Source organism: Algibacter sp. L1A34, assembly GCF_009796805.1.
Taxonomy (GTDB): domain Bacteria; phylum Bacteroidota; class Bacteroidia; order Flavobacteriales; family Flavobacteriaceae; genus Algibacter.
On the sequence record NZ_CP047029.1, the window covers coordinates 1,605,663 to 1,625,590 of the forward strand.

General features: G+C 32.8%; 18 protein-coding genes. 7 read left to right on the forward strand and 11 right to left on the reverse strand.

Annotation, left to right across the window (positions count from 1 at the left end; all coding sequences use genetic code 11):
* Positions 1 to 2: 2 nt before the first annotated feature.
* Complete coding sequence (locus GQR97_RS06885; protein ID WP_158846781.1) at positions 3 to 785, reverse strand: XRE family transcriptional regulator; 783 nt, start codon at positions 783 to 785, stop codon at positions 3 to 5.
* A gap of 79 nt (positions 786 to 864) precedes the next feature.
* Between GQR97_RS06885 and GQR97_RS06890 the strand changes: the two genes are divergently transcribed.
* Entirely contained in the window at positions 865 to 3,858 is a 2,994-nt protein-coding gene (locus GQR97_RS06890; protein WP_158846783.1) for a DNA polymerase III subunit alpha, read from the forward strand.
* A gap of 76 nt (positions 3,859 to 3,934) precedes the next feature.
* Here GQR97_RS06890 and GQR97_RS06895 read toward each other — a convergent pair whose 3' ends face one another.
* The 4 genes from GQR97_RS06895 to metG form a co-directional block, all read right to left on the reverse strand.
* Positions 3,935 to 4,639: an OmpA family protein gene (locus tag GQR97_RS06895; RefSeq protein WP_158846785.1), complete on the reverse strand. Its 705-nt coding sequence runs from the start codon at positions 4,637 to 4,639 to the stop codon at positions 3,935 to 3,937.
* Between the two features lie 9 nt (positions 4,640 to 4,648).
* Positions 4,649 to 5,122: a lipocalin family protein gene (locus tag GQR97_RS06900; protein ID WP_158846787.1), complete on the reverse strand. Its 474-nt coding sequence runs from the start codon at positions 5,120 to 5,122 to the stop codon at positions 4,649 to 4,651.
* A 459-nt stretch (positions 5,123 to 5,581) separates the two neighbouring features.
* Entirely contained in the window at positions 5,582 to 6,100 is a 519-nt protein-coding gene (locus GQR97_RS06905; protein ID WP_158846789.1) for a ferritin, read from the reverse strand.
* Positions 6,101 to 6,137: 37 nt separating this feature from the next.
* Positions 6,138 to 8,204 carry a methionine--tRNA ligase gene (gene metG, locus GQR97_RS06910; RefSeq protein ID WP_158846797.1) on the reverse strand — a complete coding sequence of 689 codons (2,067 nt, stop codon included), beginning with the start codon at positions 8,202 to 8,204 and terminating at the stop codon, positions 6,138 to 6,140.
* 149 nt (positions 8,205 to 8,353) lie between these two features.
* On the opposite strand from metG, the gene GQR97_RS06915 reads away from it, so the two are divergent.
* Positions 8,354 to 9,388, forward strand: a complete 1,035-nt coding sequence (locus GQR97_RS06915) for an LD-carboxypeptidase (RefSeq protein WP_233267620.1) — start codon at positions 8,354 to 8,356, stop codon at positions 9,386 to 9,388.
* 40 nt (positions 9,389 to 9,428) lie between these two features.
* Positions 9,429 to 9,662, forward strand: a complete 234-nt coding sequence (locus GQR97_RS06920) for a hypothetical protein (RefSeq protein WP_158846799.1) — start codon at positions 9,429 to 9,431, stop codon at positions 9,660 to 9,662.
* Between the two features lie 82 nt (positions 9,663 to 9,744).
* Here GQR97_RS06920 and GQR97_RS06925 read toward each other — a convergent pair whose 3' ends face one another.
* Together GQR97_RS06925 and GQR97_RS06930 are read right to left on the reverse strand one after the other, a co-directional pair.
* On the reverse strand, positions 9,745 to 10,197 hold the full coding sequence (locus tag GQR97_RS06925) for a DUF1569 domain-containing protein (protein ID WP_158846801.1): 453 nt from the start codon (positions 10,195 to 10,197) through the stop codon (positions 9,745 to 9,747).
* A 460-nt stretch (positions 10,198 to 10,657) separates the two neighbouring features.
* Positions 10,658 to 11,659, reverse strand: a complete 1,002-nt coding sequence (locus GQR97_RS06930) for an NAD(P)H-dependent glycerol-3-phosphate dehydrogenase (RefSeq protein WP_158846803.1) — start codon at positions 11,657 to 11,659, stop codon at positions 10,658 to 10,660.
* Between the two features lie 175 nt (positions 11,660 to 11,834).
* Between GQR97_RS06930 and GQR97_RS06935 the strand changes: the two genes are divergently transcribed.
* The 4 genes from GQR97_RS06935 to GQR97_RS06950 all read left to right on the forward strand — a co-directional run bounded on the left by GQR97_RS06935 (position 11,835) and on the right by GQR97_RS06950 (position 16,404).
* A complete protein-coding gene (locus GQR97_RS06935; RefSeq protein ID WP_158846805.1) occupies positions 11,835 to 12,779 on the forward strand; it encodes a nicotinic acid mononucleotide adenyltransferase in 945 nt (314 codons plus the stop codon).
* A 203-nt stretch (positions 12,780 to 12,982) separates the two neighbouring features.
* On the forward strand, positions 12,983 to 13,480 hold the full coding sequence (gene lysM / locus GQR97_RS06940; protein ID WP_158846807.1) for a peptidoglycan-binding protein LysM: 498 nt from the start codon (positions 12,983 to 12,985) through the stop codon (positions 13,478 to 13,480).
* A gap of 202 nt (positions 13,481 to 13,682) precedes the next feature.
* Positions 13,683 to 15,809, forward strand: a complete 2,127-nt coding sequence (locus GQR97_RS06945) for a Tex family protein (RefSeq protein WP_158846809.1) — start codon at positions 13,683 to 13,685, stop codon at positions 15,807 to 15,809.
* 322 nt (positions 15,810 to 16,131) lie between these two features.
* The gene (locus tag GQR97_RS06950; RefSeq protein ID WP_317164134.1) at positions 16,132 to 16,404 is read left to right on the forward strand and encodes a GIY-YIG nuclease family protein; all 273 of its coding nucleotides are present in this window, start codon (positions 16,132 to 16,134) and stop codon (positions 16,402 to 16,404) included.
* Between the two features lie 170 nt (positions 16,405 to 16,574).
* Here GQR97_RS06950 and GQR97_RS06955 read toward each other — a convergent pair whose 3' ends face one another.
* The 4 genes from GQR97_RS06955 to GQR97_RS06970 form a co-directional block, all read right to left on the reverse strand.
* Entirely contained in the window at positions 16,575 to 17,417 is an 843-nt protein-coding gene (locus GQR97_RS06955) for a DMT family transporter (RefSeq protein ID WP_233267621.1), read from the reverse strand.
* A 77-nt stretch (positions 17,418 to 17,494) separates the two neighbouring features.
* Positions 17,495 to 17,890 carry a hypothetical protein gene (locus GQR97_RS06960; RefSeq protein WP_158846811.1) on the reverse strand — a complete coding sequence of 132 codons (396 nt, stop codon included), beginning with the start codon at positions 17,888 to 17,890 and terminating at the stop codon, positions 17,495 to 17,497.
* A gap of 17 nt (positions 17,891 to 17,907) precedes the next feature.
* Positions 17,908 to 18,501 carry a TetR/AcrR family transcriptional regulator gene (locus tag GQR97_RS06965; protein ID WP_158846813.1) on the reverse strand — a complete coding sequence of 198 codons (594 nt, stop codon included), beginning with the start codon at positions 18,499 to 18,501 and terminating at the stop codon, positions 17,908 to 17,910.
* Positions 18,502 to 18,507: 6 nt separating this feature from the next.
* Entirely contained in the window at positions 18,508 to 19,923 is a 1,416-nt protein-coding gene (locus GQR97_RS06970; protein ID WP_158846815.1) for an efflux transporter outer membrane subunit, read from the reverse strand.
* Positions 19,924 to 19,928 lie beyond the last annotated feature (5 nt).

The following is a 19,928-nucleotide window of genomic DNA, read 5'->3' on the forward strand; positions in this document are numbered from 1 at the left end:
TATTATAAAGCATAGTTTTCTAAACCTTTAATAGATTTTAATTCAATTTTTAGTTCCTGAAACATGTTTATAATACTACTTAGTTTAAGTTCTTCCTCACTATATTCTTGTGTATTGATACAGCAAGTAAATTCCCATATTTCCATAATATCGGCAGTTTTCACATCGTAAGGTGTGTATAATTTGTTATCAGATCGAAGTTCTAAACAGTTTTTTTCTTTAATTTTATTATAAACTCTTTTATAAACAAGTCCATCATCTTTAGTTAAAACAATATAAGTTCGCCCGTTTTTCACATCGTTTATAGAATCGATAAATTTAGCAACAATAAAAGATCCGTCTTTTACAGGTAGCATAGAATCTCCACTTATCGGAAATGCACGATGTGTTCCCGTAGGTAAAAACGGTAATTTTATTTTCTGAAGTTGCTCAATATATTCAGGATCGGCATAACCTTGTAAATAACCCGCCGAAGCTTTCGTTGGGACAATCTCGATTAAATCTTCGTCCATATCGTTTACCGTTACCGGAAATAACACACGCTTGTTCCCTACCTCTATAAACGACGTGTTTTTAGTGCGGCGTAAGTCATTTTTAACCAAAATATCTATTGGTATATTAAAGTAAGTAGAAAGCTCAATTAAACGATCTATTGGTGGCTCTGAGCGTCCTTCTTCATATGAACCCACAATTGAGCGCGTCCAACCTAATTCGTCCGCAAAACGTTCTTGCGAAAAACTTTTCAGACTTCGTAAATGTTTAATATTCGATTGAATAAATTTCATTAACCTTTAAATATTTAATTTGGTTTACTACAAATGTAAGCAACAATTACTTTTAAATGTAGCTAATTTTGTAAAACTTATGTATTTAAATTGTCATTCATATTTCAGTCTGCGTTACGGGGCAATAAGCCCTGAAAAACTACTTGCTATTTCTTCCGAAAAAGGGTTTGAAACTATGGCGTTAACTGATATTAATAATACATCGGCTTGTTTAGATTTTGTTCGGTTATCGGAGAAATATAAAATAAAGCCAGTCTTGGGTGTCGATTTTAGAAACGGAGCAAAGCAACAATTTGTAATGCTTGCTAAAAGTAATCAAGGCTTTCATAATATTAATACATATTTGTCAACCTTTTTGCATAATACTAGTTTTGTTATACCCGATATAGCTCCCGTATTAGGCGATACATTTGTTATTTATCCTTATAAGCATGATGGAGATTTCAATCTAAAAAAGCATGAGTATTTAGGTGTGAAACCGCAAGATTTGAACCGACTTAAATTCTCTAAAAAAAATAATAGTCGAAATAAATTAGTGATTTTACAAGCGGTTTCTTTTGAAAATAAAAAGGGATTTAACACGCATAGATTACTTCGGGCGATAGCCAATAATTGTCTGTTAAGTAAATTACCTAAAAATGAAGAAGGACAGGAAACGGATGTGATGCTTTCTGCTAAGGAGTTATTTGAAATTTACCATGAATTCCCCGAACTTATTGAAAATACTAAGTCTATTTTAAATAAATGTTCTGTGAATTTTGAATTTTCAACAGGGACACCAAACAATCAAAAAGCATATACCAAAAGTGAAGATTTAGACTATAAATTACTAAAAAAGCTTACTTATGATGGTTTATCATATCGCTATCAAAAGCCTGATGCCGTTGTTTTTAATCGTATAAATAAAGAATTAAGTATTATTAAAGAGAAGAAGTTTGTGTCTTATTTTTTAATGAATTGGAAAATTTTAAAATATGCGAGAAGTAAAAATTATTATTATGTAGGTAGAGGTAGTGGAGCCAATAGTATTGTAGCGTATTTATTAAGGATTACAGATGTAGACCCCGTAGAACTTGATTTATATTTTGAACGTTTTATAAACCTTTACCGTAAAAATCCACCAGATTTTGATATCGATTTTTCGTGGACCGATCGTGATGATATTACGCAATTCATTTTTAAAACTTTTAAAAATACGGCGCTTTTAGCAGTTTATAATACGTTTAAATTTAAAGCTTCGGTGAGGGAGTTAGGAAAGGTTTTTGGATTACCAAAAGCTGAAATTGATATGCTGAGTAAGGGGAGATATAATGTAAAAACCTTAGATAAATTGTCTCAATTAGTGATTATTTACAGTGAGTATATTCAGGGTTTTCCTAATTATTTGGGTATTCATGCTAGCGGCATTATCATTTCAGAAAAACCTATACATTGCTATACGGCAACATTTTTTCCGCCGAAAGGCTTTGCTACTACACATTTTGATATGGTAGTTGCTGAAGATATTGGGCTTTATAAATTTGATATTTTGAGTCAGCGTGGTTTAGGGAAAATTAAAGATACAGTAGATATTGTAAAATATAATCATCCAGAAAAACCGCCTATTGATATTCATGATATTAAAGGTTTTAAAATAGACGAAAAAATAAAGCACATTTTGCGACATGCTCAAGCTATTGGTTGTTTTTATGTGGAATCGCCTGCTATGCGTATGTTGTTGAAAAAATTACAAGTCGATAATTATTTAGGTTTAGTGGCTGCGAGTTCTATTATTCGTCCGGGTGTTGCAAAATCTGGTATGATGCGTGAATACATTCTGCGTTATCGAGATCCCGAACGTTGCAAAAAGGCACACCCTGTTTTACTCAAGATTATGCCTGAAACTTATGGTGTTATGGTGTATCAAGAAGATGTGATAAAAGTAGCGCATTATTTTGGAGGTTTAACTTTAGCTGAAGCTGATAAGTTGCGCCGTGGCATGTCTGGTAAATTTAGATCGCGCGATGAGTTTTTATCTGTAAAAGAGCTCTTTTTTAATAATTGTAGGCAAAAAGGAGAACCTCATGATGTAGTTGAAGAAATTTGGAAACAAATTGAAAGTTTTGCTGGCTATGCATTTGCAAAAGGGCACTCGGCTTCTTATGCTGTAGAAAGTTATCAAAGCCTTTTTCTAAAAGCCTATTTCCCGTTGGAATATATGGTAGCAACTATTAATAATTTTGGCGGTTTTTATAGTACAGAGCTTTATGTGCACGAAGCCCGAATGCATGGTGGTATTATTGAAGCACCTTGTGTTAATAGAAGTTTTAATGAAACCATTATCATGGGTAAAAATATTTATTTAGGGTTTATGTTTTTACATGGTTTAGAAGTTAAAACTATTAAAAAATTACTTTTAGAGCGTACAGAAAATGGTGCTTTCAATTGTTTAGATAATTTTATTCAACGCATGACTATATCAGTCGAACAAACGGCCATTCTTATAAAAATAAATGCATTTCGATTTACAGGGATTAACAAACGTGAATTGCTTTGGGAAGCGCATTTAAAAACAAGTAAAACAGTGGTTCAAGAACATGTTATTAATTTATTTGAAACTGAGTGTGTTGATTATAAAACACCAGAATTATCAAGCACAACATTAGAAGATGCTTTTGATGCTATGGAACTTTTAGGTTTCACCTTATGTAACCCGTTTTGCTTGTTAGAGCAAACGGCTGTACAGCCTTTACGTGCAGCCCAGCTTCCAAAGTTTAAGAACCGTAATATTTCTATTGAAGGCTATTTGGTAACCACTAAAAACACCATAACATCTAGTGGTAAATACATGCATTTTGGAACATTTTTAGATTATGATGGTGATTTTCTTGACACGGTTCATTTTCCTCCAGTAGCCAGTAAATATCCGTTTAGAGGAAAAGGAATTTATACCATTACAGGAAAGGTTATCGAGGAATTTGATTGTATAACTATTGAAGTTATCACTATGGAAAAACTGGCAATTATCCAAGATCCTCGTTACAGTGACCCATCACCAAAATTTGTAACTAATACAAAATTAAGTATAAGCTAGTTTCTTCAAACCAAAAAAAGGCTATCCTACAAAAAGAATAGCCTTAATATTATATGAATGAATCTAAAAAATAAGCTTATTGTCCAGCTTCAGTTTTAGCATCTTCAATCATTTTTTCATTTGGTAAAATAGCAATATTTACCCTTCTGTTTTTTGCACGACCTTCTGCCGTTGTATTATCGTTCGTAGGTTGTTCTTCTCCGTACCAATTGGTTGTAAAACGACCACTGCTTAAGCCTTTACTTAAAAAATAATTAGTAACAGCGTTAGCTCTGTTCTTAGATAACGTCATGTTCGAATCTTCGCTACCAACACTATCGGTATGGCCTACAACTAATATATTGGTCTCTGGATATTCTTTAAAAACAGCAATTAATTTATTTAAAGTTTCTTGAGAAGTTGTATTTACATCGTATTTTGCAGTCTTAAAGTATACACCACTATTTTCATCGAAAGTTACTACAATCCCATTGTCTACACGCTCTACTGTGGCGCCAGGAATTTCGTTTTCAATTTGTTGAGCCTGTTTATCCATTTTGTTACCAATAAGTACACCAGCGCCTCCGCCAAGTACACCGCCAATAACAGCACCTAACTCTCCATTTCCACCTTTGCCAACATTGTTACCAATAATAGCACCTAAAAGAGCACCACCAGCAGCACCAATGGCGCCACCTTTCTGTTTGTTGTTTGCATTTTGTACCGATTTGCAGCTTGTTACATTTGCTGTAAGTACTAATGCTAAAAGAATTAATCCGATTTTATTATAAATTGTTTTCATGAGTAAGTTTTAATTTTTTGTAAAATTCATTGTAATTGTAAACGGTTTACCCTCTACGTTAACCGTTTGTTGCCATTGCATTGTATACTCGGTAAGTTGAGAAAGTTGCATTCTGTAGCCGTAATTTGTTGGCGATTTTCCTTTTTCATCTGTTGGCTTTAATAAAAAGTCATACAAATCTGTTGTAGGATCAACTTCTTGAATCGTGAAGATGAAATTACGAGCGCCAATACTACATTCTGCGTTATTAATGGTGTAGATTCCTGTATTATTATTCGGAATAAATTGCCACTCACTACCTTCAAAACAAGCTTTTGGAGCATCATCAAGTAGCGAGACATTATAAGTTCCTTTTTCACTATAAGAAATGGTGCTTAACGTCCAATTTCCTTTCATCACTTTTTTTGAAGTACGTACTACTTTTGATGAGCCGCAGGATACTAGAACCAAGGCTAATACTAATAAAATTGCTATTTTTTTCATTTGCATGGAATAATTAGGTTAATATTTGGGTTTGAAAATCATTAATTATTTGGTTTGTATTTTTTGTATAAAATGACAACCTTTTGTACGCAAGTTAAGACTCCTATTCGAGAGAAGGAGTCACTATAAATTATTTTTTTAACGTTATCGGGTTTTTTTATAACTAACAAAACACGGATGGTTTTTGTTACGAAGTATATTAGATGTTTTTTTAAGGAAAATTAGGCAACTTTTTTAAGTAAATCAAAACAAGGGCACTTTTTACACCGCTTATTTTCTCCTTTTTTAAATTTTTTACAGCAACTACTTTTTACTTTGTCAGGAAGATTTATTCCCGATTTGCGTAACATTTTAATTGCCTTTTTTTGCTTTTTTTTGCCCAAAACAGAATAGATATAAAATTTATCTTGGGCAAAAATAGCTATTTTTATTAAATCTAAATAAGATTAAATGTTAAAATTATTGCAAACCTTCTGCAGATGCGGAAGTTACAGTTAGGTTTTGGATATCTCTATCAAAAAGGTACAGTCCGCCTTTATCATCTCCAATAAGATTTATTTTATCTAAAATAGTACGTGCTACGGCTTCTTCTTCAATTTGCTCGGCAACATACCATTGCAAAAAGTTATGCGATGCATAGTCTCTTTCTTCTAGGCTAATATGAACCAAATCGTTAATGCTTTGTGAAACGAAAACTTCATGTTCAAATAATGTCTCAAACATTTCTTTAAATGATGTAAAAGTTACGTTAGGTGCTGATAATTCGGAGATTTTGGCATGTCCGCCACGCTCATTTACGAATTTTACAAGCTTTAGCATGTGTTCACGTTCTTCATCCGATTGTGCATACATAAAACTGGCAACGCCTTCTAACCCTTTAACTTCAGCCCAACAAGCCATGGCTAAATAAATTTGAGACGATTCTGCTTCTATTTTTATTTGATTGTTTAATGCGGTTTCTATAGCTTTTGATAACATGATGTTTGGGTTTTTTTATAAAGTTAGTAAATTCTGTTTAACTTATTGTTAATCCATTTGCAACATTATCGGTATCTGGATTTACAAACACCAATTTTCCATCTTCACTTTCAGTCATTAAAATCATACCTTCACTTTCAACTCCACGTAAAGCTCTTGGCGCTAAATTTACTAAAACGGTAACACGTTTCCCAACCACATCTTCTGGTTTAAAACTCTCTGCAATGCCAGAAACAATAGTACGCACATCAATACCTGTATCTACTTTTAAAACTAGAAGTTTTTTAGCTTTCGGCATTTTTTCGGCTTCAATAATAGTACCAACACGCATATCTAATTTGGTGAAATCATCAAAATTTATAGTCTCTTTTTGAGGTTCTACCACTTTATTAGCGGCTTCGTTTGCTTTTTTACTAGCGGCTAATTTATCAAGTTGTTTTTGAATAGTTTCATCTTCAACTTTAGAGAATAATAATTCTGCTACTCCAATTTTATGTCCTGCAGGAAGTAACACACTTTTTGTGGTAACTTCTTTCCAAGTCGTATCAGCGTCAAGCGCAGAATGATTTAGTATATTTTTTAATTTAGTTGAAGTAAACGGTAAAAAAGGTTCGCTTAAAGTTGCTAATGCAGAAGCAATTTGTAACGCCACATACATAATGGTTTTTGTGCGTTCTGCATCTACTTTAATAACCTTCCAAGGTTCAGCATCGGCTAGGTATTTATTTCCTAAACGCGCTAAATTCATTAATTCTTGACTGGCTTCTCTAAAACGATAACGCTCTATAGAACTAGCAATAACATCTGGATAAGCTTTTATAGCGGCCAAAGTTTCTTCATCTACTTGCAAAAATTCAGAAGGACTTGGCACAATACCTTCATAATATTTATTGGTTAAAACAACTACACGGTTAATAAAGTTTCCGAATATAGCTACCAATTCATTATTATTTCTTGCCTGAAAATCTTTCCAAGTAAAATCGTTATCCTTAGTTTCTGGTGCGTTTGCTGTTAATACGTAACGTAAAACATCTTGTTGCCCTGGGAAATCTTCTAAATATTCTGGTAACCAAACCGCCCAATTTTTAGAGGTTGATAATTTGTTGCCTTCTAAATTTAAAAACTCGTTTGCAGGTACATTATCCGGTAAAATATAAGAGCCTTCAGCTTTTAACATTGCAGGGAAAATAATACAGTGAAACACAATATTATCTTTACCTATAAAGTGTACTAATTTAGTGTCTTTATCTTTCCAATATGGCTCCCAATCTTTGCCTTCGCGAGCAGCCCATTCTTTGGTAGATGATATATAACCAATAGGAGCATCGAACCAAACATAAAGTACTTTGCCCTCACCGCCTTCGGCAGGAACAGGAATTCCCCAGTCTAAATCTCGAGTTACTGCTCTTGGTCGTAAACCATCGTCTATCCAAGATTTACATTGTCCGTAAACGTTGGGCTTCCAATCTTTTTTATGCCCTTCAAGAATCCATTCTCTTAAAAAAGCTTCGTGTTTATCTAATGGTAAATACCAATGTTTTGTTTGTTTTAATGTTGGTACATTACCTGTTATAGCCGATTTAGGATTTATTAAATCTGTAGCATTATGGCTAGTTCCACAGTTTTCACACTGGTCACCATAACTTTCTTCATTACCACATTTAGGACAAGTTCCAATCACGAATCTATCGGCCAAAAATTGATTAGCTTCAGCATCGTAAAGTTGTTCTGATGTTTCTTCAATAAACTCACCTTTTGCATCTAAAGTTTTGAAAAACTCCGAAGCTGTTTCATGATGAATTGGAGCAGATGTACGAGAATAATTATCGTAAGTTATTCCAAAATCAACAAACGATTTTTTAATAATCGCGTGATATTTATCTACAATATCTTGCGGTGTTACACCTTCGTTTTTAGCTTTAATGGTAATTGGTACACCATGTTCATCACTTCCGCCAATAAATAATACATCATTTCCGGTTAGGCGTAAATATCGTGCATAAATATCTGCAGGTACATAAACACCAGCTAAATGTCCGATGTGTATTGAGCCATTGGTGTATGGTAAAGCAGCTGTTATGGTGTATCTTTTTGGTGTGTTCATCAATTTAAAAATTATATTTTGAATGTATTTCGAGTATTAGCTAGATTAAAATTAATTGCTGATATTAAAAAATATATCTATTTTACTCGGGAATACAAGTGTATTTGAAGCCGTAAAAGTAATCAATTTAAGGCCTATTTAGAAAAAAAATGTACATTTACATTATGACACGAATTACATATATTACAATTTTATTTTGTTCCATTTTTTTCTTCGGGAAAACAACATTATTAGCGCAAGACACATCATTAAAAAAATCTACTAAATTGATACAGCCTCCATACTTAAAAGCAGGTGACACCGTTGCCATTGTTGCTCCTTCGGGCGTACTAAAAAACGGTGTAAAAGTAATTGAAGAAGCCAAAGCGTTACTTAAAAGTTGGGGTTTACATGCTATTGTTGGTGAGCATGTATTTAGTAAAGCGGATCATTTTGCAGGTACGGATGATGAACGTTGTGCCGATTTTCAGAATGCTCTAGATGATTCCACGGTTAGCGCTATTTGGTGTGCTCGAGGTGGTTATGGTACGGTTAGAATTTTGGATAAATTAGATTACACCAAGTTTAAACAACATCCAAAATGGCTTATTGGTTATAGTGATATTACGGCATTGCATAATCAATTTAATAATGAAGGTATTGAGAGTATTCATGGTATTATGTGTTTAAGTTTACCCGATGAAATGAGTACCATAGAAAAACCTATTGCGACATTTAAAGCGGCTATTTTTGGAAAACCATTAAGTTATACACTTGAGGGTTCTAAATATAACCGACCAGGAACTGTTACAGCTCCATTAGTTGGTGGGAATTTAACGTTATTACATACTATGTTGGGTTCTAAAACAAGTATTGATACCGATGGAAAAATTCTTTTTATAGAAGAAGTAGGCGAGTACAAATACCATATAGATAGAATGTTGCAAAGTTTAAAACGTGCTGGGTATTTTGATAATTGTAAAGGTGTTATTATTGGAGGTATTAGTCGGGTTAGAAAGAATACAACTCCTTGGGGCACATCTATTGAACAATTGTTTTTAGACGCTTTATCAGACTACGATTTTCCTATTGCATTTAATGTTCCTGCTGGTCACGAAAAAGATAATCGCGCTTTGATTTTGGGTAGAGTTATTGATTTAAACGTTAATAAAATACAGTCAACTATTATATTTAAGAATGATTAAATTATATCGTAATATAGTATATAATTTAAAATATACTCTAATGAAAAAGTTACAATTAATTAGCGTAGTAGCAATGCTTTTGTTTTCAATTAATGTAAAAGCAGATACAATTAAGTCTGAATTAAATTTATTTAATCCTGATGTTAGAAAGTGTTTAATCGAAGCTTCAAAAAATGAAGGTTGGAAACTAGATGCAGTGTACATGAATGCCCAAGACAAGTTAGTTATGATATTTGGTAAAGGGGAAGACTCTAAGGTCTATACCGATAAATAATTACCATTACACAATTGACTTAAATCAAGTTAATTTAAAAAGTAAAAGCCAGCTATTTAATAGTTGGCTTTTTTTATGAGTTTTAAACACCAAACTGATTTAGATGATGGTCTAAATGTTTGTAAAACATAGTATTCCATTCTTTATTAGTTAAGTTCCCGAAAGAGTGTGATGCTTTGTTTTCAAAATGACCGGAACCTAAGCGTTGTGTTCTATTAATAAAATCTACCAGTCGGTTTTTTTCTAAATCGAAGTTTTTAGTACCCTTAATTATAAATTCGGGAGCTGTACGGCTATTCTTTTTGTAAGGTTTGTCTCCAATAACTACTGGTTTTACAATAGCTTTAAGCATCCAGCGTTTAAACGCGTTTGGTTTTGGGTGCTTTTTATCATAAACCATTTCGTAAGTTACGTTGCAATGTGCTAGCATTTGATCAACACTCATTTTTCCCCAAAGAGGTTCCGCTTCCTTGTGTAGTTTTTTAATTCTATCAACAACAGTCAGTATTTCTTTCTCATTGAACATGTTTTTCATAAGCCAAAATTTTGAAATAGTTTAATGGACTAAATTTATCAATTAATGCACTTAGAAACAAATGTTTTAGATGAAAATACTTCCTCCGGAAATGGTATCTATAGAATGGTGTTAAAGTTTGAAATTTTAATAAAAGAAGCGTTCTATTATACCGTTTGTTTGATGTTTATATGGTTTAATATATGTGTGCTTTATTTCTAGTTCAGAGAGTGTTTTTTCAAAAGAAAGAGGTCTTGAGTTTTACTTATTTTTTTCTAATTAAAATCCATTATAGGTTAAATCTTCTTGAAGCTTAATATTATAATGATAAGCAATAATATCACATATTTAAAATCTTAAATCAGCCTCAGTATTTAGTTTTGCGTTAGGGATTGAACGGTTTGTTTGAGCTCCCCGACCAAAGGAAGGGAGCGAGTAGTGAAAGCCCGACCCTTTTTCGGGTAACGCCCAAAAGTAAGTTTTAATCTAACTTATCGGTCAGTTTTTTAAATATTTTTTTCGGGTTTTTGTTTTCGTATAATATCTCGTAAACGGCATTTATTATGGGTAATTGCGTCTTTTTGGTGTTTTTTACGTTTAATAAATGTGCCGATTTTGTGGCGTAATAGCCTTCGGCCACCATGTTCATTTCCATCTGTGCAGATTTTACGGTGTAGCCTTTACCAATCATGTTTCCAAACATACGGTTTCGGGAAAAAACAGAGTAACCGGTAACTAATAAATCGCCTAAATAAGCGGAATTATTGATGTTACGTTTCATTTTATGCATTTTCTTGATAAAACGTTTCATTTCACGAATGGAATTACTCATAAGTACACTTTGGAAATTATCGCCATAACCCAAACCATGTGCTATTCCGGCTGCTATAGCATAAATATTTTTAAGCATTACGGCATATTCTATACCGATAATATCGTCGCTAATTTTTGTTTTTATATAATCTGAAGATAAATTATCGGCAATTTGTTTGGCTTTAACTTGATCTGAACACGAAATAGTTAAGTAAGAAAGGCGCTCTAGGGCAACCTCTTCGGCATGGCATGGACCAGCTATTACGGCTATATTATCGTAAGGTACGTTGTAGATGTCGTGAAAATGCTGACCGACCAATAGTCCGGTTTCGGGCATAATACCTTTTACGGCCGATACTATAGTTTTATTTTCTATGTTAACATTAAGTTTTTCTAATTCACTGTGTATAAATGCAGAGGGAATTACAAAAATGAGCACATCGGCATATTCTGCAATTTCGTTTATGTTGTTACTAATTTTAAGTTGGTCTAAATGAAACTCTACCGAACTTAAATAATTAGGGTTGTGTTGCTCGCGTAATAAATGTTCTTTGGTGTAAACACTACGCATATACCAACCAATTTCGTCAAGATTTTCGCTAAGCATTTTTACAATAGCTGTAGCCCAGCTTCCTGCGCCAAAAACCGCGTATTTTAAAGGTTTATCCATGATATTGAATCAAATTTATATATCAAAAATACGGAAAATTTTAGTCTTATATAAGTAGATTAAGGATAATGAAATTATTTTTTGGCACGCGTTTTGAAACCTATTAATTAGAAACATTAAAAATGCTTGTTTTCAGGATTATAGAACATAGCCATTTTTACTAAAATATTACAATATGAAAACTATAAAATTACTTTCGAGCTTTGCTCTAATCGCGACACTTTTTACGTCTTGCTATACCGAAGTTATAGTAGACGATTATATTGATGAGCCTACAATATCGGTTAATCAATTACTAAACTCATACGAGTTGTGGTATGTTGATATTAATGCGACTAAAGGTTTTGGTGAAACGGCTTTTTTACAAAAGGCTTTTACTATATCGTTTAAAAATGGGGTTATGTATGCGAATAATAATATTGTTGGTCTTGGCGATACCGGAAATGGTTTTGGTATAGATGTGGCCACTTATAATACCTACGAAATGATTTTGGATGTGGAGCATGATGCCGATGGTTTTAATACGTTTGATGTATATCAAGTTGATTATAATACCATTGAATTGTATAACCCAAATAACGATACCTCTTATTTTTTAGATGGTTATGAACGTAATACGTTTGATTACGATTTTGTGTTCTACGATAATATTCATTATTTTTTACAAGAATATAATGCTTGGGAAAAAGTTTATACAAGTAACCAGGGAGCTCTTAACGATTTTGATAACGAAAACTATTTACAGTTTTTAGCCGGAGGAAATGACTCGGAATTTAAAAGTTCACAAGATGATAGCGGTAAAAATATAAACAATTTATATTGGGATTATACAGGGGTTTACGGGGTAGGTGATGTTAGTAATGATGTGTATTTAAAAACCCTAACCTTGGATTACGATTATTTTGATAACGAACAATTTGAGTTAAGCGTAATTAACGATGGTAAAATAGAATTGTATCACGCAGCATCTGGAACTACATATGAGTTTGAAGGTCGTGGATATATCCAGTATTTAAGATCTGCAAAATCTAAGGTAACAACAACAGATACTAATAGTGATAAAATGCGTAAGTTTAAAAAGGAACGTGTTGAAAACCCAAGAGAAAATAAAAGAATATAAAATAATTGAATTAGTTATTTAGTTTAGAATCTACTTGAAATGAGAGTTTTAAGTGGGTTTTTTGTTTTAATGTGCTTTTAGTCTATTTTTTTCATAAAACATGTGACCCTTCGGAAGATTTAGTGTCTTAATTATAGAAGGTGTTTAATAATTTATTAAATTGCTTTCAAACCAAATATTAAACCTAAAACAATAAACTAAATATGGGATTATTTTCATTTATTAAGAATGCCGGAGCCAAAGTATTTGGAATTGGTAAAACAGATGCAGAAGAAGCAGTAGAAGTTGCAACAGAAGCGGCGGCAGCAGAACTTAAATTAGAAGAAGCTGCAGCAAGAAATTTACAAGAAACTGTTTCAAACTTGAAATTACAAGTTGAAAATTTAAAGATATTTATTGATGATGATGCCGCTACCATTACTGGTGCAGCTTACGATCAAGCTACTAAAGAAAAAGTTATTTTAGTAGTAGGTAACTCGAATGGTATTGCTACTGTAGACGACCAAATGACGGTTGAAAACGTAGAGCCAGAAGCGCAGTTCCATACCGTAGCAAGTGGTGACACATTAGGAAAGATTGCAAAAAATTATTACGGAAATGCTATGAAGTACCCGGTTATTTTTGAAGCCAATAAGCCTATGCTTACTGACCCTGATAAAATTTACCCAGGACAAGTATTACGTATACCTGCCTTAGACTAAAAATTACCTACAAAATTTATGTTATAAGTAAAAAACCAACCTTTTCGGGTTGGTTTTTTTGTTAAAGACTTTCCTTAAATATATAGCCTTAACTTTTAAGGTTTTTTAATGCTTAAAGTATTTCTGTTTAAAAGAAAAGCGCTAGGCTAGTCACTACATTTTATAGAACTTTATTACATTCGCTTTTATATTTTTTAAACTTATGAAATCACTTGTTTCCTACATCATTTCAAATACCAGTTTATCTGAGCAATCGGTTAAAAATACGGTCGATTTATTAAATGAAGATTGTACCATTCCCTTTATTTCGCGATACAGAAAAGAGCGTACCGGAAATTTAGATGAGGTCCAAATTGGAGACATCGTAAAATTTAAAGAACAATTTGAAGCTTTAGAGAAACGGAAAAAAGCAGTTTTAAAGGCTTTAGAAGAACAGGGTGTTTTAACTACGGAATTAAAACAAAAAATTGAAATTACGCAAGATTTAACAGCTCTTGAAGATTTATACTTGCCTTTTAAGAAAAGCAGAAAAACTAAAGCTGAAAAAGCGCGACTTAACGGTTTAGAGCCTTTGGCAAAAATAATAATGAGCCAGAATGCCAGTGATGTAGAATCTATTGCTTTTAAATATGTAAAAGGCGAGGTGTCATCGGTTGAAGAAGCTTTGGAAGGTGCAAGGCATATTATAGCAGAATGGATCAATGAGCGTGCCGATATTAGAAATAACATTCGTCGTCAGTTAGAACGTTTCGCTATGATTTCCACGAAAGTGGTAAAAACAAAAGCTAAAGATGAGGATGCTCAAAAATTCCGTGATTATTTCGATTGGGAAGAAAGTCTGAGTAGAATTCCATCACATAGATTATTAGCCATTTTACGCGCAGAAAAAGAAGGTTTTATTCGCGTGAAAGTTGAAATAGATCACGACCGTGCTTTCGATAACATAGAACGTCGTATTATTAAAAGTAATAACGCTTGCGCGGAAGAAATCCAGATTGCCATTAAAGATGCTTACAAGCGTTTATTATTACCGTCTTTAAGCAACGAGGCGATGCAAATAGCAAAAGATAAAGCCGATGAAGCTGCAATTACTGTTTTTGCTAAGAACTTAAAACAACTTTTATTAGGTTCTCCATTGGGTGAAAAACGTGTTTTAGCAATAGATCCAGGTTTTAGATCGGGTTGTAAATTGGTGTGTTTAGATGCACAAGGACAATTAAAATATAACGAAACAATATATCCACATCCACCAAAAAGTGATAGTATTGGTGCTATGAAAAAAATAAGTTCGCTTTGCGATGCTTATAAAATTGAAGCCATTGCCATTGGTAACGGTACGGCATCTCGAGAAACCGAAGCTTTGGTGCGTAAAGTACATTTTAAAAACGATATGCAGGTTTTTGTAGTTAGCGAAGCTGGAGCGAGTATTTATTCGGCCTCTAAAATTGCGCGAGAGGAATTTCCAGATTACGATGTTACGGTGCGTGGATCGGTTTCTATTGGGCGCCGTTTACAAGATCCATTGGCGGAGTTGGTTAAAATAGATGCCAAATCTATTGGTGTTGGTCAATATCAACACGATGTAGATCAAAATAAACTACAAAAACAATTGGATGTTGTTGTGGAGAATTGTGTAAATGCTGTAGGTGTAAATATTAATTCGGCCAGTAAAAGTTTACTGAGTTATGTATCTGGAATTGGTCCAAAATTAGCCGAAAATATTTTTAATTACCGAAATGAAAACGGTGTTTTTAAATCTAGAGCGGCTATTAAAAAAGTGCCACGCTTAGGCGGAAAAGCTTTTGAGCAAGGTGCTGCTTTTTTAAGAATTAAAGATGCTGCAAACCCGTTAGACGATTCTGCAGTGCATCCGGAAAGTTATGCTATTGTTGCTAAAATGGCGAAAGATTTAAAAACATCGGTAGAAGAGTTGATTAGCAATAAAGACCTTCTTCAAACTATAAATTTAAAAAACTATTGCACCGAAACTGTTGGTTTATTAACGCTGGAAGATATTGTAAAAGAACTGGAAAAACCAGGTTTAGATATTCGTGAGCAGGCTAAGGTATTTACCTTTAATCAAAATATAAAAACCATTAACGATTTGCACGAAGGCCAACTGCTTCCAGGTATTGTAAACAACATCACCAACTTTGGGTGTTTTGTTGATGTTGGTATCAAGGAAAGTGGCTTGATACACGTATCAAACCTTTCCGATAGTTTTGTGAAAGATGTTAATGAGCACGTAAGTTTACATCAACAAATTATTGTAAAGGTTTTAGAAGTCGATGTTCCGCGAAAGCGTATACAGCTTAAATTGCATAAATAATAATACTATTTTTTACGTGCAGTTTATTGTTTTAACCATTTGGCTATTTCCTTGTTTGTCATTTCGATCGAAGAGACAAATCACATAATATTTTTGGTTGTTTGAGCTACTTTGTATGAATTATCTTATAGTCGAAGTGACAAAGGTTAGTGTTTTTTTTCATAGAGCTTGTCATTTCGACGATAGGAGAAATCTCATAAACAAGCTCATGATTTGCATTCTCACTAAGTTTGAAGTACCAATTTATACAAATATTTTTTCTTACCTTTAAAACAAAATGCTAAACCCATAAAAAGGATTTCACACTTATTATGTTTACATAATTACAAATAGATACCGTTCTACATTTTATGTTGGAGTAACCAATAACTTAAAAGAACGTTTACAACAACATAAAACAAACATCATTGAAAAGAAGAAAACATTTGCAGCAAAATATAATATTGAATTTTTAGTTTATTACGAAAAACATACTTGGATTCAACTAGCCATTGTAAGAGAAAAGGAACTAAAAAAATGGAGACGTGAGAAGAAATTAGCACTTATAAAAGAAATGAAGCCTTCTTTTACTTTTTTAAATAGTGAGTTTGAATAGATTTCAACACAGTTTTGTCCTTTCGACCAAAGGGAGAAATCTCATAAAAAAACTCTGGTTTGTATGCTCACTGTTATGGGACTTCTCGTAAAGTCGAAGTGACAAAAATTTGATGGGTATGCTCTCTGAGCCTTTAGTTAAACAACGATACCAAAAAAGATTAACAAAAATCAATCCCGCTTTCTCTTTAAATAAATATTATAAAGCAACCCGAACATTATTAAAAAGACCCCAAATAAGGTCCACAAAGTATAAATTTCATCAAACCAAAACGCACCAATTATAATCATAAATACAACTTCTAAATATTTTAATGGCACCACTATATTGGTTTCACTTGCCTGCAAAGATTTCGTCATAAATATCTGGCCAACATATCCAAAAACTCCTAAACTTAATAAAAGTAGCCACTCTGTTAAATTAGGTGTTTTCCAGTATTTTATAGACATTATCCCTCCAAACAAAAAAGCTAAAACCATAAAATAATTTATGATGATTAATGGGTGTTCTGAATCTCCTAATTTTCGGATTACAATAAATATGAGTCCTAAAAAAATGGCTGATAATATTGCAAAAATCACCCCCAAAGAATTAACATCTGCCCCAAATCCTTTAATAACTAAAACACCTAAAAAAGCGATTACAAACAAAATCCATTGTATTGGTTTTATTTTCTCTTTTAGGTAAAATAACGCAAAAATTGCTGCAAAAATTGGTGATGTATATCGCAATGAAGCCGCTGTACCCAACGAAAGATAGTTTAATGATTGAAAAAAACATGTTAAAGAAATAACACCAAAAAGACCTCTTAAAAACAATAGTTTTTTATTATTTCCTAGAATAGGAATCTTAGCTTTTACAATTAACGGCACTGTAAATAATAAAGTTCCTATAGATCTAAAAAATACTATTTGATAAGCACCAAAACCACTAAGGCATTTTACTACGGCATTCATTAATGAAAATGCAATAACACTCAAAATCATATAAAAAATAGCTGTTGAGCTTTTCATAAAAAACTTGTTTCTGGTAAATATTAGACGAAAATAGGATTAAACATAAACTTCTCTTCTTCTAATTAAAAAAAGTTTTACTTTATTAAAACACCTTTTACTTGCATAAGCGGTAAGGCTTGTAAGGCTTTCAAATTAACAGTGTTTTCAAGGAGTAAATATGTTTTGTCGAACATTTTATTGCCTTCGAAAAAAGAGACTTTAAAAGTGTTGTTTATCGCGAATAAATCTTCGTGCATCAATTCTATTTTTGCGTAACTTTTTTTAGGAAGCTTGTCTAGTTTTTTTCTAAAAACAGAAGTTGTTTTTTTTTCAGAATAACCACCAGTAACAATCAAGACCATTTCTAAATCAACATCTTTATCGTTTATAATGTAGGCATTCCAGTCTTGAGTTTTATAAATATCGTTGTATTCGTTAACTATAGCAACGTAAACATCTTCAACTTTGGGGATTTTAATATCTTCTTTCATTTGGCAAAAATACAAATCTATTCAAAATAAGGATTAGAATATGTGTTTGAAATAATACCTTTTAAATTATAAACAACCATGTGTTTAAATAAAGTGTCTTTTCCGTATAAATCGAAGAGGTTCTTTTTTTTGAAAGCCACGTTGTCAATTCTTAAAAAGTAAATTTTTACAGCTAATCTTAAATTTACATCGGGCTTAATGTGCCCGTTTTTTTGTGCGTCTTTAAGTAAATTGTAAACGGTGGTAAAGGCTAGTTCTTCAGTGAAATCCTGAAATAATTTGTATGCTTTGGGGTAGTACTTTTCTAAGCCAAAAATGAAAGAGGGCTTGAAGTATTTTAAATACTCAAACCCTTTTTCGTAAATTAAAACAACACAAAAAACAGGATCGTTACCGTTGCAAGCAACAATCCCATTTATTTTTTCTTTATACTCATTTAATAAACTCTCTAAACTAGCGCTTACTAAATCTTCTTTATTTTTAAAGAAAGTATAAATTGTTTTTTTAGAAATGCCTAAAGTTTGCGCTATTTCATCTAGTGAAACATGTTTACTACCTAGTTGAGTAAACTTGTTGATAGCACAACTTAGCAATTCTTTTTTAGTAATCATTTCATTTTATTTCCATCCGCCACCAAGTGCTTCGTATAAATCTACAATAGAAACTAATTGTTGTAATTTAGTGTCTATTACGTTAAGCTCTGCGCTTAAAGCACTTTGTCTAGCTGTTAATAAATCCAGATAATTTGCATAACCATTTTTAAGTAACTCTTCGGAGTTTGCTTCGGCGGTGCGTAATGCTTCAACTTCATTAGTTCTAAATTGAAATTTTTCGGTTTCAGCTTTATAAGTATATAGAGCGTTAGAAACTTCATTTCCAGCAATCAATAGTGTTTTCTTAAAGTTTAATAAAGCGCTTTCTTGATTTGCAAGAGCGACTTCTTTTTGAGTTTTAAGTTTTCTTTGATTTAATAAAGGTTGTGTTAAACCACCAACTATTGTTGCAAATAATGAGTTTGCATTAAACAAGTTATCTAACTCTAAACTTTGTAAACCACCAGATGCCGTTAATGTTAATGATGGGTAAAAATTACTGTTTGCCACATTGGTTAACTCAAAAGCATTAATTAAGCCGTACTCGGCCGCCATAACATCTGGTCTGTTGTTTAATAATGTTGCAGGAACACCAAGCGCAATATCTTGCTGTATTTTTTGAGTGTCTAAATTGCTACGTTCAAAATGTTGAGCCGTTCTGCCTAATAAAATACTTAGTGTGTTTTCAGTTTTAAAAATGGCTGTTTCTAAATCTACTTGTAAAGCTCTGGCGCTGTTGTACTGTGCTATATTTTGGTCTACAGCAACTTGAGTGACTTGTCCCGCATCTTTAAGTGCTTTTATAGTTTCTACACCACTTTTTCTAGTTTCAATAGTTTCTTTAGTCACTTCTAATTGTGCATCTAAAGCTAACAGGTTGTAATACGTGTTCGCAATACTAGAAATTAATTGTGTTTTTACTGCTTGATGACCAGAAACACTTTGTAAGTATGCGGCTTGAGTAGCGCGTTTGTTACTTCTTATTTTTCCCCAGATATCGGCTTCCCATGATAGGTTTGCGGTAACGTCGTAAGTGTCTAAACCGCCACTAAATATAGAGCCAAATTGACTGTTTTCTGAATATTCTTGGTGTGTATAATTAGGCCCAACGCTTAATGTTGGAAAATAGCCGGCTTTACCTTGTTTGGCATAAGCATTCGCTGCTGCCATTTGCTGAATTGCAATACGGACATCCATATTGTTTTCAAGACCTTCGGCTATGTATTCATTTAAAAACGAATCGGTAAAAATAGTTTTCCAAGATACATCGGCCATAGAAATACTATCGGTTGGCAAATTATCGGTACGATATAGCGCTTCGTTAGCAATTAATTCTGGTCGGTCGTAATCTTTTGCAACAAAGCAACTTTGTAAGGTCACTAAAACCAAGCCTAATAGCATGGTTTTAGTGAAGTTTTTATGGTTTATAATTGATTTCATAGTTT